This window comes from Cochlodiniinecator piscidefendens (genome assembly GCF_011326755.1).
Taxonomy (GTDB): domain Bacteria; phylum Pseudomonadota; class Alphaproteobacteria; order Rhodobacterales; family Rhodobacteraceae; genus Cochlodiniinecator; species Cochlodiniinecator piscidefendens.
In genome coordinates this window covers 36,274-48,463 of record NZ_JAAOIE010000009.1, presented here as the reverse complement: position 1 = coordinate 48,463, position 12,190 = coordinate 36,274, and the positions used below count along the sequence as shown (strand labels likewise).

At 53.4% G+C, this 12,190-nt stretch carries 13 protein-coding genes; 6 read left to right on the top strand and 7 right to left on the bottom strand.

The window, feature by feature from the left end:
• Positions 1-64: 64 nt before the first annotated feature.
• A complete protein-coding gene (gene rpiB / locus G9C99_RS16550; protein ID WP_166418642.1) occupies positions 65-505 on the bottom strand; it encodes a ribose 5-phosphate isomerase B in 441 nt (146 codons plus the stop codon).
• Between the two features lie 277 nt (positions 506-782).
• Between rpiB and bioB the strand changes: the two genes are divergently transcribed.
• From bioB to G9C99_RS16520, 6 genes are read left to right on the top strand one after another with little or no spacing between them, the layout of a single operon-like run.
• Positions 783-1,763, top strand: a complete 981-nt coding sequence (gene bioB / locus G9C99_RS16545; protein ID WP_166418641.1) for a biotin synthase BioB — start codon at positions 783-785, stop codon at positions 1,761-1,763.
• Positions 1,760-2,890 carry an 8-amino-7-oxononanoate synthase gene (locus G9C99_RS16540; RefSeq protein WP_166418640.1) on the top strand — a complete coding sequence of 377 codons (1,131 nt, stop codon included), beginning with the start codon at positions 1,760-1,762 and terminating at the stop codon, positions 2,888-2,890. Before bioB ends, G9C99_RS16540 begins: the two co-directional genes overlap by 4 nt.
• Complete coding sequence (gene bioD / locus G9C99_RS16535; protein ID WP_166418639.1) at positions 2,887-3,507, top strand: dethiobiotin synthase; 621 nt, start codon at positions 2,887-2,889, stop codon at positions 3,505-3,507. Before G9C99_RS16540 ends, bioD begins: the two co-directional genes overlap by 4 nt.
• Positions 3,504-4,790 (top strand): adenosylmethionine--8-amino-7-oxononanoate transaminase, encoded by a 1,287-nt coding sequence (bioA, locus tag G9C99_RS16530; protein WP_166418638.1) that lies wholly within the window; start codon positions 3,504-3,506, stop codon positions 4,788-4,790. Before bioD ends, bioA begins: the two co-directional genes overlap by 4 nt.
• Positions 4,787-5,407 (top strand): pimeloyl-ACP methyl esterase BioG family protein, encoded by a 621-nt coding sequence (locus G9C99_RS16525; RefSeq protein ID WP_166418637.1) that lies wholly within the window; start codon positions 4,787-4,789, stop codon positions 5,405-5,407. Before bioA ends, G9C99_RS16525 begins: the two co-directional genes overlap by 4 nt.
• Positions 5,404-6,183: a methyltransferase domain-containing protein gene (locus G9C99_RS16520; RefSeq protein ID WP_166418636.1), complete on the top strand. Its 780-nt coding sequence runs from the start codon at positions 5,404-5,406 to the stop codon at positions 6,181-6,183. Before G9C99_RS16525 ends, G9C99_RS16520 begins: the two co-directional genes overlap by 4 nt.
• Here G9C99_RS16520 and G9C99_RS18655 read toward each other — a convergent pair.
• From G9C99_RS18655 to G9C99_RS16490, 6 genes are all read right to left on the bottom strand, one after another.
• Complete coding sequence (locus tag G9C99_RS18655; RefSeq protein WP_331460026.1) at positions 6,180-6,788, bottom strand: GntR family transcriptional regulator; 609 nt, start codon at positions 6,786-6,788, stop codon at positions 6,180-6,182. The genes G9C99_RS16520 and G9C99_RS18655 overlap by 4 nt on opposite strands.
• Before the next feature lie 105 nt (positions 6,789-6,893).
• Positions 6,894-7,259: a hypothetical protein gene (locus G9C99_RS16510; protein ID WP_166418635.1), complete on the bottom strand. Its 366-nt coding sequence runs from the start codon at positions 7,257-7,259 to the stop codon at positions 6,894-6,896.
• A 141-nt stretch (positions 7,260-7,400) separates the two neighbouring features.
• Positions 7,401-8,546 carry an iron-containing alcohol dehydrogenase gene (locus tag G9C99_RS16505; protein WP_166418634.1) on the bottom strand — a complete coding sequence of 382 codons (1,146 nt, stop codon included), beginning with the start codon at positions 8,544-8,546 and terminating at the stop codon, positions 7,401-7,403.
• Positions 8,543-9,925 (bottom strand): aldehyde dehydrogenase family protein, encoded by a 1,383-nt coding sequence (locus tag G9C99_RS16500; protein ID WP_166418633.1) that lies wholly within the window; start codon positions 9,923-9,925, stop codon positions 8,543-8,545. Before G9C99_RS16500 ends, G9C99_RS16505 begins: the two co-directional genes overlap by 4 nt.
• A gap of 82 nt (positions 9,926-10,007) precedes the next feature.
• Complete coding sequence (locus G9C99_RS16495) at positions 10,008-11,369, bottom strand: glutamine synthetase family protein (RefSeq protein ID WP_166418632.1); 1,362 nt, start codon at positions 11,367-11,369, stop codon at positions 10,008-10,010.
• Between the two features lie 24 nt (positions 11,370-11,393).
• A complete protein-coding gene (locus tag G9C99_RS16490; RefSeq protein WP_166418631.1) occupies positions 11,394-12,185 on the bottom strand; it encodes an N-formylglutamate amidohydrolase in 792 nt (263 codons plus the stop codon).
• Between the last annotated feature and the right edge of the window lie 5 nt (positions 12,186-12,190).

Sequence of the window (12,190 nt, the reverse complement as noted above, 5' to 3'; positions counted from 1 at the left end):
TTTACAAAAAAGAACGCCGTACAAGGGCGCTCTTTTGGATATTCAGGTAGATATAGTATCGTTTTTACGCCTCGATCATATCGACCCGCGTTGCGTGACGGCCGCCTTCAAATTCGGCGGTTAGAAACGCATCTACGATATCAAGCGCGATACCTTCGCCCACCACACGCGCGCCGAGTGAAAGCATGTTTGCGTTGTTGTGCTGACGGATCATGCGGGCAGAAAATGTGTCTGTGCAAACACCGCAGCGAATGCCTTCGACCTTATTTGCGGCCATCATGATGCCTTGCCCGGTGCCACAAATGATGATCCCTAGGGCACAATCACCTGAGGCCACGCGCTCAGCCGCAGCTTTGCCGTGAATGGGGTAATGGGTGCTTTCGGTGGTGGTGGGGCCAATATCAACAACCTCCCACCCGAGGGTTGCGATGTGTTTTGCAACCGCTTGGCGCAAGTCGATAGCGGCGTGATCACTTGAGAGGACAATGCGTTTGTTGATGGTCATGATAAAGCCGTTCCGTTTCCCAGGGCAATATAGCGCCACAACCTGATTGATTTTGGCGCGCTTTGATGTGGCGGATACCTTATTTGGCTGGGGTTTTCTAGGTCTCGCGTGCGGTGAGGTGTTAATTCAGTAATTCTAGTTGTCTGTTTTTCTCGAAATATGCGGTGAGTGTGAAACCCAAGATGTCGCGGTAGGCCGAAGGGATTTTTGTTGCGCTTTGCATTTTTATCGATAAATAAATAGTAAGTAATAATTCACTTAGGAAATTATCGATAAAATGACCCAAACGCAAACCACTTGGACGCGCGAAAGTGCAGAGCGCCTATACAACCAGCCTTTGATGGATTTGCTCTTCGAGGCACAAACAGTACATCGGGCGCATTTCGATCCGAATAGAGTCCAAATGTCCCGGTTGCTGTCGATTAAGACAGGCGGATGCGTTGAGGATTGTTCATATTGTTCTCAATCCGCACGCAATGGCTCTAAATTGCCTGCAGCCAAACTGATCGAGGTTGAGCGCGTTCTAAACGAAGCCCGCAAAGCCCGAGATGCAGGAGCAACCCGGTACTGTATGGGCGCAGCGTGGCGGGAACCTAAGGCCAGAGATATGGATGCGCTCACGGCGATGGTCGAAGGCGTTAAGGCGATGGGGCTGGAAACCTGTATGACGCTTGGCATGCTGGATGACACTCAGGTCGTTCAGTTGCGGGACGCTGGTTTGGATTATTACAACCATAATATTGATACCTCTGAGCGTTACTATTCAGAAGTCATCACGACACGCACATTCACCGATCGGATCGACACATTGAACCGTGTCAGAGATGCCGGAATAAAGGTGTGTTCAGGGGGCATTTTAGGGATGGGAGAGAAAGATATTGATCGCATCGATATGCTTTTAACCCTAGCAAATCTGCCGGTCGCGCCGGACTCTGTGCCGATCAATATGCTGATGCCGCAGGCCGACACACCCTTGGCCGATGTCGCACCATTAGATCCAATCGAATTCGTGCGCACCATTGCGTTGGCCCGTATTTTGATGCCGCGCTCGCATGTGCGTTTATCAGCGGGACGCAGCGAAATGAGCGATGAAATGCAGGCGATGTGCTTCTTTGCTGGCGCTAATTCTATCTTTGTGGGGGATACGCTGTTGACCGCTGACAATCCTGAGGAAGACAGCGATATGGCACTCTTTGCAAAACTTGGAATACGCCCAATGGAGGCAGAAACCCAAGCCCGCGTGGACGCGGCGGAATGAAAGCCAAGACAAGGCTGAAGGGGATTTTGGATGCCTTAACCACACGGCATAAACTACGGCAGCTTTCCCCTCAGCGCGGCATTGATTTTGCATCAAATGATTACTTGGGTCTCGCGGAATCTGACCTGTTGAAAGCTGCGGGTCAGCAGGCTTTGGCGCGTGGCGTTCCCGTTGGTTCTGGTGGATCACGCTTGTTGCGGGGCAATCATGCAGAGCATCAAGCGCTTGAAGCTGAAGCCGCAGCCTTTTTTGGCGCTGAAGCGGCCTTGTTTATGGGCGGAGGTTTTCAGGCAAATCAGGCGATATTTGCGACCCTTCCTGCGGCTGATGATCTGATCTTATATGATGAATACATCCATGCCAGCGCCCATGAAGGGATCCGGCTTGGGCGGGCCGAGGCGCGATCGTTTGCGCATAATGATGCGGCGGCCGCTCAGCAGATATTAGGCCAGTGGCGTGCTTCCGGTGGGAAGGGGCAGGTCTGGATTGCAGTGGAAAGCGTCTATTCCATGGAAGGCGATCTTGCACCGCTCGATGATCTGGCGGCGATTGCCCGTATAAATGGTGCGGTTTTGGTTGTGGATGAGGCGCACGCGACGGGTGTTTTTGGCCCCAATGGGCGCGGTCTGGCATATGGGTTAGATGCGGAAATACTAACGTTGCACACCTGTGGTAAAGGGCTCGGTATTGCGGGTGGGTTGGTCTGCGGTGCAAAGGTGATGATTGATTTTTTGATCAACCGGGCACGTCCATTCATCTTTGCCACTGCGCCGTCCCCGCTCAATGCTGCATTGGTCAGGTCGGCATTGGCCGCATTGCAAAATCAGGACAATCTCACAGAGCAGGCCCAAGAGCGTATGCGACGTGCGCATTCAGAGGCGCACAGGCTTTTGGGTCTCAGCGATCTACACAGCCAAATCATTCCGGTGATCATTGGTCGTGATGATCAGACGATGGCGCGTGCGGAGGCGCTTCAGGCGCGCGGGTTTGATGTGCGTGGTATTCGTCCCCCGACAGTACCGCGCGGTACCGCACGTTTGCGGATTTCACTAACGGGCAGTGTCACAAATCCAGACATCACCGCATTGTTTGAAGCCATTGCGCAATATCATTCAGAGGCAGCATGAACACTTTGGTTATCACAGGCACCGATACGGGTGTGGGCAAAACAATTTTCGCAGCAGGCCTGACCGCTGCGCTTGGGGCGAGCTATTGGAAACCGGTGCAGGCTGGTTTGGATGAGGCCACTGATAGCGAAGTTGTGGCATCGCTTTCACAATGTCAGGTATTGCCTGAAACTTATCGTCTTAGGCGTCCCGCATCGCCGCATTTGTCTGCTGAAAATATGGGTACAGAAATTAATCTGGCACGCTTGTCTTTGCCTCGGGTCGATGGCCCGCTGATTGTTGAAGGGGCTGGCGGTGTCATGGTTCCCTTAACGCGCGATGCTTTCTATTTGGATCTGTTTGCGCAATGGCAGGCCCCTGTTATTTTGGTGGCGCGTACTGCGCTTGGAACGATCAATCACACGGCGCTGTCGCTTGCGGCATTGCGGCGTGCGGGCTGCCCTGTTGTTGGGGTTGTGTTTAACGGTGCGCCTGAGCCAGATGTTGAGCAGACGATTGTTGAAATGTGTGCTGTGCGTCATTTGGGGCGTTTGTCCCCTATTCAAAACCTAACGCATGCTTCGCTTTTGCGTGCTTTTGATGCCATTGACCTCACATCAATTCGGAGCGCGCTGTGACCCCTCTGGAGTTTGACGCCCGCCATCTATGGCACCCTTATACAAATGTTGCAGAGGCTGGCCCAATGCATCTGATCACCGAAGCCAACGGCGTCTGGCTCACGCGTGATGATGGTGGGCAGATGATTGATGCGATGTCGTCATGGTGGTGCGCAATCCATGGTCATCGGCACCCGACCATAACACAGGCAATGCAACGTCAGCTGGCACAAATGCCCCACGTCATGTTTGGGGGGTTGTCGCATATGCCTGCGATCGAACTCGGTCAAAAAATGATCGGCCTACTTCCCGACGGGCTAGATCGGATTTTTTATTGCGACAGTGGCTCTGTGTCGGTTGAGGTCGCCTTGAAAATGGCCGTGCAGTACCAAATGGCGAAGGGGCACAAAGATAAGGTTGAATTTGCGACCATTCGCGGCGGGTATCATGGGGATACCTGGAAAGCGATGAGCGTGTGCGACCCTATCAATGGAATGCACGGGCTGTTTCGCGGCGCGCTATCGATCCAGAATTTTCTGCCGAGACCAAGTATTCAGATCGGCCAGGAATGGGACGATGACCCCCTCAAAAACGGGCTGGCATTGCTTGAAGGCTTGCTGATGGAAAAGGGGGCACAGATTGCAGGGCTGATCGTAGAGCCAATTGTCCAGGGTGCAGGCGGAATGTATTTCTACCACCCTAACTGGCTGAAGGGGGCCCGCGATTTATGTGATCAACATGATATTCTATTGATCTTTGATGAAATAGCGACCGGTTTTGGCCGTACGGGGAAACTGTTTGCGATGGAGCATGCTGGCGTGATCCCGGACATTGTGTGCTTGGGGAAGGCGCTAACAGGTGGGCATATCTCTTTTGCGGCCACAGTTTCGACTGATGCGGTGGCACGTGGTATCGGAGAAAGCGCAGCAGGCGTTTTTATGCACGGTCCGACGTATATGGCCAATCCTTTGGCGTGTGCAGCCGGTGTGGCCAGCTTAAGCCTGCTTGAAAGTGGGGCGTGGCGCACTCAGGTTTCTGGGATCGAAACCCAGATGCGCCAAGAATTGGAAGCCGCCCGAACCCTACCTGATGTTGTTGATGTCAGGGTGTTGGGGCCAATTGGCGTAATTGAAATGAAGCAACGGGTTGATCCGAAAATTGCGCATCAATTGGCGGTCGAAACGGGCGTATGGCTGCGTCCGTTTGCCCATAATATCTATTGCATGCCGCCCTATGTCATTTCGCAGCAGGACCTGAGCAAAGTGACTTCGGCAATGGTGGCATTGGCCCGTGGTGCACCATGAACAAACATTGGTTGACGCGGCAAAGCTCGGATAAATTGACATTGGTTTTTGGGGGCTGGGGGTTGGGGCCTGCCCCGTTTTTAGGCTTGGCTGGTGATCAGGATGTGTTGGTGGTGGATAACTATACCTGCATTGAAGATCCGTTGACCGAAACTAAAGACTACCAAAGCGTGCGCCTGTTAGCCTTCTCTTATGGTGTTGCGTCTGCGGCGCATTGGCTGTCGCGTTTTGGCCTGAAACCTGATCGTTCTGTTGCGGTGAACGGCACACTGTACCCCGTTGATAAGCGCAAAGGAATTGCACCCAATGTATTCACTGCAACAGTTGAGGGTCTGAGCGACGAAAGCTTTGCTCTATTTTGCCGACGCGCCGGGCATCCTGATTTGCCGCCCGTAATCGATGTTCTAGCCGCACAAGCAGAACTAAGGGCCATCGCGGCGCGTGGACCAGCATCAACATTTGCGTTTGATCGTGTATGGATATCTGACCGCGACCGGATCGTTCCCGCATCTGCACAAATAGCCGCTTGGGAAACGCATCTAAATGCCGTTCGGCATATTTCAGCGCCGCATCAACCCTTTCGGGCTGGCCAAGCTTGGCAGGAGTGGTTTGATTGATCTGCAACGTTTCAAATCGGGTCCAGCGCAGTTTTGACCGTAGTTTTAACAGTTATCATGGAACGGCAAGCCTGCAGGCGTATATCGCGCAATGCCTTGTGCGTCGTTTGCGGGATCTCGGGGCCCCACAGCATTTTTCGAACGGGTTTGAGGTTGGATGTGGAACCGGACATTTAACCAACGCCCTGTGTCAGACGACATCTTTTTCACGCCTAATCTTAAATGATCTGACCTTTGCTGCACACCAAACCGCGGAGCGCGCCAGCGCGCAGTTTATTCAAGGCGACGCGCGCGAAATTTCATGGCCAAAGGCGCCTGATTTGATTGTATCCGCTTCGGCGATTCAGTGGATGGATCATCCAGCAGACTTTGTGCAACGTGTTGGGCAGGCATTGGCGCCCGGGGGATGGTTGGCCATTTCTGGTTTTGGGCCTGCGCAATTTTTAGAATTGTCTGAACTTGGATCATCTGCAAATGCGCCGGGATTATGTGCAGTGGATGTTTTGTCATCCGCACTCAGACCGATGAATATTCCGGGCATCGAAATTCTTGAGGTACGCGAAAATCTCAGCACACTTTGGTTTGAGAGCCCGCAGCATGTTCTGCGGCATTTGCGCGAAACTGGTGTGAATGGAAAGGCGTCAAAGGTGTGGACGCGGTCATCTCTTTTGCAGTTTTGCGATGAGTATGTTCAAAAATTCGGTGGTCCAGACGGGGTGCCGTTGACCTATAATCCCACTTGGATTATTGCGCGCAAAACTCTCACGTGCGTTTAAGTTAACCGTGTTAAGTGACGTTGAAGCACGGCACTCGCCTTTGGCGCATCTCTGTCGAGTATCGCGGCGATAATGGCCTGGTGATCAGGATCCACACGGGATTTCCAGCGGTTGGCGTATTTCGCGAGAAAATGACGCGCATACAGCAGTTGCAGATTGTTTATCTCTTCGGTGAGGCGCGCCATGCCACAGCCCGCAATAATGGCCATATGAAACTGGCGGTTTGCCTCTTCCCATTCCAGGGCCGTTTCCGCCATATCGCATTGCTCTTGTACGTTGATGGCATGTTTGATCTGATCGCCTGTGAGGTTGGGCACGGAATGGAACAGCGCGAGAGGTTCCAGCGCCTGACGCATCAAACTCAATTCATCTACGGCCCCTTTGTCCAGCGGGGCCACACACATTCCGCGACGCGGCAGGCTTATAGCCAACCCCTGCGCAACAACACGCATCAACGCTTCGCGAACGGTTGCCTGACTCACCTTAAATTCCCGTGCAAAATGATCTTGGGGGAGCTTTTCGCCGGGTGCGAATTCTCCGCAGACAATCTTTTGAACAAGTTGCTGTGCGATCACGTCAGATTTTTTGTTATGTGGGTCCGTCACGGAAAATTCGCTGCTATGATTATTCTAGCTTGTTCAAATACAAGAAAACCCCCTTCGTTAGAAGGTTAAAGTGAATGAGGGACGCAGGCATTTTGCAGTCGTAATTCAGTGTATAATGCGAAATGTCCCTAACCGCGTATTTGCACCCGCCAAAAAGCCAACATAAGTCTCATCAGGAAGCTGACCAATACTTATGCAAAGTGTTTGGCCACGACGCAGGGCCTCCCAGCGACTACAGACTTGATTGCTGTCTAACCACCACACACCGCTGTCATTGCCCAATAGAGGTACGATTGCCTCAAAGGTATTGTCTGCCGAAATCGTTGCGGTACCTGAAAAACGAGTACGGCTAAAGGCGATCCTGTGATCTGTGCTGAACAGCTCCACCAGCTCCTCAGCCGTCAAGATTTCGACGTCTTCTTCACAAGCCATCAAAAACGTGGCGAGACACAAGGTGATAAAAAGGCGCATTTGATCCGTTTCTTTCGGGGGCACGGTCGAATTTGCCGGGTGGAGGCAAAACCATCAATCCCTGAGTTTACACATCTCCGTTAGGTAAAAACGCCAAAAGGCGACCCAAAGGCCGCCTTTGTGCATGATGCTTACCGCAATTTAGATGCAGTCGATGAACAGCTGCTTGGTGTTTTCGGTGGTCAACTCAATCGGGTTGCCGCCGCAGCTTGGGTCATTCAGGGCCATTGCTGTCAGTTCATCAACGCGATCTGTGCCAACACCCATGTCAGACAGTTTATGCGGGATCGCCATGCTGTCGTTCAGGTTTTGGACGTAATCGCGGAACCCTTTGAACCCGCCAGAAATGCCCAAATACGCAGATGCCATATCAAAGCGGTCTGCAATGGCTGGCGCGTTAAAGGCCAGAACCGCAGGCATACACACCGCATTGGTGGTGCCGTGGTGGGTGTTATAAACCGCGCCAATCGGATGGCTAAGCGCGTGAATAGCACCGAGACCTTTTTGGAACCCGGTTGCCCCCATCGCCGCCGCTGACATCATATGCGCGCGCGCCTCTAGATCAGTACCATCGGCATAGGCGCGTGGCAGGTATTCCTTGACCAGACGCATCCCTTCTAGCGCGATGCCTTGTGACATCGGGTGGTAATGCGGGCTGCTAAACGCCTCAACACAATGGGCAAAGGCATCAAGCCCGGTGCCTGCTGTGATAAACTTCGGCATTCCAACGGTTAGTTCAGGGTCACAGATGACAACCGCAGGCAGCACTTTGGGGTGAAAGATGATCTTTTTCACATGGGTGACGGAATCTGTGATGACCGACGCGCGACCCACTTCTGATCCGGTGCCTGCGGTGGTCGGCACAGCAATGATCGGCGCGATGGCATCTGCGTCGGCGCGGGTCCACCAATCGCCAATATCTTCAAAATCCCAGATCGGGCGGGTTTGACCGGCCATAAAGGCAACCATTTTGCCAAGGTCCAAACCAGAACCACCACCAAAGGCAATAACGCCGTCATGATCGCCCGCTTTATAGGCGGCAACGCCGGCTTCTAGGTTCAGCTCATTTGGGTTTGGATCAACCTCTGAAAACATACCACGGCCAAGGCCTGCGGCCTCCATGATATCGAGTGTTTCAGTTGTGATCGGCAGACCCGCAAGACCCTTATCGGTTACCAACAAGGGGCGTTTGATCCCAGCGGCTGCGCAGGCTTCGGGCAGTTCTTTGATCCGGCCATTGCCGAATTTCATTGTGGTCGGGTAGGACCAGTTGCCAACAAGGTTCATGATGTCACCTTTTTCAAGTGGTAGGATTTTGGGCGTGTGAGGTTGTGGTAGCCAATGACAGACAGACCGCCACCGCGCCCTGTGTCTTTGCACCCGGTCCAGCATAGGCCCGGATCAAGGTAGTCAGCCCGGTTCATAAACACGGTGCCGGTTTCGATTTGATCACCAACAGCGGCCGCGCGATCCAGATCAGCGGTCCACAGAGACGCAGTCAGGCCAAAGTTGCTGTCGTTCATCAATAGAATTGCTTCGGCATCTGATGACACCTTCATGATACCCACAACCGGGCCAAAGCTTTCTTCGCGCATCACGCGCATGTCGTGGGTTACGTTGGTCAGGATTTGTGGGGTGAGGTATGCACCGCCATCGTCTGCCGCCATCGTGTCGATATGGGCCACTGCGCCTGCTTCAATGGCTTCAGCGATTTGTGCGCGTACATCATTGGCAAAGCGCACGCTGGCCATCGGGCCGATGGTGGTTTCTGCGTCCATTGGGTTGCCAAGGGTATAGCCGTTTACGATCGCCACAGCCTTTTCAAGGAAGGCGTCATATAGGCTTTCGTGTACGTAAATCCGTTCAATGCCACAGCAGCACTGGCCAGAGTTGAACATCGCGCCATCAATCAACGTATCAACCGCTGCATCAAGGTCCGCGTCTTCCATCACATAACCCGGGTCTTTCCCGCCAAGTTCAGTGCCAACGCCGGTAAATGTGCCCGCCGCCGCGCGCTCCATCGCCTGACCACCGCCAACAGACCCGGTGAAGTTCACAAAGTTAAAGGCCTTGCGTGAAATCAGTTCAGATGTGGTGTCGTGGTCTAGGAATACATTTTGAAACACATCCGAAGGAACGCCAACGCTATGGAATGCTGCGGCCATACGTTCACCGACCAGTAGAGTTTGGGTCGCGTGTTTCAGGATCACGGTGTTCCCAGCAATCAGCGCAGGCGCCACGGTATTGATCGCGGTCATATAGGGGTAGTTCCAGGGGGCAACGACCAGGACCACGCCATGCGGCAGTCGTTTGATATAGCGTTTAAAGCTGTCGTCTTCGCCCACTTCGATATCGGCCAACGCGGTCTGCGCGATAGAGGCCATGTGGCTGGCGCGTTCGTTAAACCCACCAAATTCACCGCCGTATCGTACAGGGCGTCCCATCATATGGGCAATTTCGGGCACGATCACATCGTTCATTTCACCAACGGCCGCCACACCGGCCATCACCAGATCAATGCGTTCCTGCAACGGGCGTGCAGCCCATGCCGCCTGCGCGTTACGGGCGTTTTCTGCGGCGTCAAAGGCTTCGTCGCGCGTCAGACACGTGCGTTCAGCATAAACCGATCCATCAATCGGTGAGATACATTTCAGAACTTTGGTCATGGCATCCTCTTAAACCAAAGGCTCTGCCGACATGCGCCGACAGAAACCCAGTAGGCGTTCACCGCCGTATAAATCTATGCGCTTAGGCGCGTTCAAAGCCGCGGGCGATTTCATAATCGGTCACCACACGGTCAAATTCTTCGAGTTCCCATTCCGCTGCGCGGCTATAGTGATCAATCACATCTTCGCCCATGGCATCGCGTAGCATTTTGGATGACGTCAACGCCGCCATCGCATCACGCAGGTTTTGCGGAATGAACCCAGTATCCCCTGCATAAGCATCGCCAACGGTCGGCGGATCAAGCGGCAGTTGATCTTCGATCCCTTTGATACCCGCAGCCAATTGCGCAGCAATCGCCAGATATGGGTTCAGGTCCGATCCACCCACCCGGCATTCAACCCGCACAGATTTTGACCCAGCCGCACAGAGGCGGAACCCAGCAGTACGGTTATCAACGGACCAGATGGTGCGCGTCGGGGCAAAGGTGCCTTTCTGGAACCGCTTATAGCTGTTCACATATGGCGCGAGAAAATAGGTATAATCCGGCGCGTATTTCAGCAGACCCGCCATGTAGTTTTTCATCAGATCGGACATGCCGAGTTCATCATCCGCATCAAAGAACGCATTTTTTCCATCTTTCCAAAGCGACTGATGCACATGCGAAGAGGACCCGACCCGGTCATGAGACCACTTCGGTAAGAACGTCACCGCGCGGCCCTTTTGCCAGGCGATTTCCTTAATCGCGTGCTTGGCGATGGTGTGATAATCGGATGTATCCAGTGCTTCGGCGTATTTGATGTTTAGTTCTTCTTGGCCTGCTTCGGCCTCGCCTTTGGTGCCCTCAATCGGCAGTCCAGCGGCATAAAGATGATTGCGCACCGGGCGCATCAGGTCTTCTTCTTTGGTGGTTTGGAAGATGTGGTAATCTTCGTTATAGCCTGAAATAGGCTCTAGATCGCGGAACCCCGATTTGCGGATATCGTCAAAGCTTTTCTCAAAGATAAAAAATTCAAGCTCTGTCGCGGCAATCGCAGATAGGCCCATTTCCTCAAGCCGTGCGAGCTGCTTTTTCAGAACCGCACGCGGTGAATGGGGGATCGGTTCGTGGTGATGATGATCAAGCACATCACATAGCACCATAACGGTTGCATCCAACCACGGCACCGGGCGCAGCGTCGCCATATCGGGGCGCATCACGTAATCGCCATAGCCGCTTTCCCAACTGGTTGATGCATAACCATCTGGCGTTGCCATCTCCAGATCGGTGGCCAACAGGTAGTTGCAGCAATGGCTTTCTTCCCAGCCACCGTTCACAAAATGGGCGGCGTGAAACCGTTTGCCCATCAGGCGGCCCTGCATATCAACAAGGCACATCAAAACAGTATCAACCTCACCAGAGGTAACCTGCGCTTTTAGGGTCTCAAAACTCAGAATGCCGGACATATCAAGGTTCCTGTCTGGTTGGGGTTAGGTGTGGGAACGACCCAATTGGATCAGCCCCAGATGCACAAGCGCCGGACCAATGAGGGTCAGCAGCTCTTGCGCCATTTTGGCTTCGTCTTCGGGGTTGGTGGCCAGATCATTGCGCACCTCAATCATAACATTTGGCAAGCCGCGCGATTGACCGTGTAGCTTTAATGAATGGGTCACACCATCAGCGGGACCATAAGGTTCATTGCGCCGCACAACGCGTTCACCAAGGCTTGGGGCTTGATACAGCATTGCATCTGCAAAGGCGCTGTCGTCGTCATGCAGAACGCCAATTTCAACGTCGCGCATAGCGCCGTGGTAAATCGGGGTAAAGGTATGCATGGTGATGACTGCGGTTGGAATGTCCTGTGCAACCCGTCGAGCCAAAACCGCGTCTACTTCTGCGCAAAAAGGAACGTAAACTGTTTGTGTCCGTTCTGCGCGCGCCTCGGCCGAAAGGTTTACGTTGCCGGGGACATCAATCAATTCTGATTTAGACGGCATCGCGCTATCGGCTTCGGGTGGTCGGTTGCTGTCATAGACCAGACGTGACACCGTGCTGGTCACCAGAGGGGCGTCCAGTGCTTTTGATAGAATCTTCGACATTGCCAGGGCGCCAGGATCCCAAGCTGCGTGGCTTATGCGTGCTTCTGCTGTTAGGCCCAAGCCATGGTATCGCTCCGGGATAAAGTTCGATGCGTGTTCACATAGGATCACGACCGGACCCCGTCCCTCAGGATTGAGTGTCTCAACCACGGTCTCACATGGTTCAGCAGTGGTGTGCAGCATTGAAA

What these genes read in the sequence shown, in the direction of transcription:
- rpiB (WP_166418642.1), bottom strand. Translation starts at nt 505, where the DNA reads ATGACCATCAACAAACGCATTGTCCTCTCAAGTGATCACGCCGCTATC.
- bioB (WP_166418641.1), top strand. Translation starts at nt 783, where the DNA reads ATGACCCAAACGCAAACCACTTGGACGCGCGAAAGTGCAGAGCGCCTA.
- G9C99_RS16540 (WP_166418640.1), top strand. Translation starts at nt 1,760, where the DNA reads ATGAAAGCCAAGACAAGGCTGAAGGGGATTTTGGATGCCTTAACCACA.
- bioD (WP_166418639.1), top strand. Translation starts at nt 2,887, where the DNA reads ATGAACACTTTGGTTATCACAGGCACCGATACGGGTGTGGGCAAAACA.
- G9C99_RS16525 (WP_166418637.1), top strand. Translation starts at nt 4,787, where the DNA reads ATGAACAAACATTGGTTGACGCGGCAAAGCTCGGATAAATTGACATTG.
- G9C99_RS16510 (WP_166418635.1), bottom strand. Translation starts at nt 7,259, where the DNA reads ATGCGCCTTTTTATCACCTTGTGTCTCGCCACGTTTTTGATGGCTTGT.
- G9C99_RS16505 (WP_166418634.1), bottom strand. Translation starts at nt 8,546, where the DNA reads ATGAACCTTGTTGGCAACTGGTCCTACCCGACCACAATGAAATTCGGC.
- G9C99_RS16500 (WP_166418633.1), bottom strand. Translation starts at nt 9,925, where the DNA reads ATGACCAAAGTTCTGAAATGTATCTCACCGATTGATGGATCGGTTTAT.
- G9C99_RS16495 (WP_166418632.1), bottom strand. Translation starts at nt 11,369, where the DNA reads ATGTCCGGCATTCTGAGTTTTGAGACCCTAAAAGCGCAGGTTACCTCT.
- G9C99_RS16490 (WP_166418631.1), bottom strand. Translation starts at nt 12,185, where the DNA reads ATGCTGCACACCACTGCTGAACCATGTGAGACCGTGGTTGAGACACTC.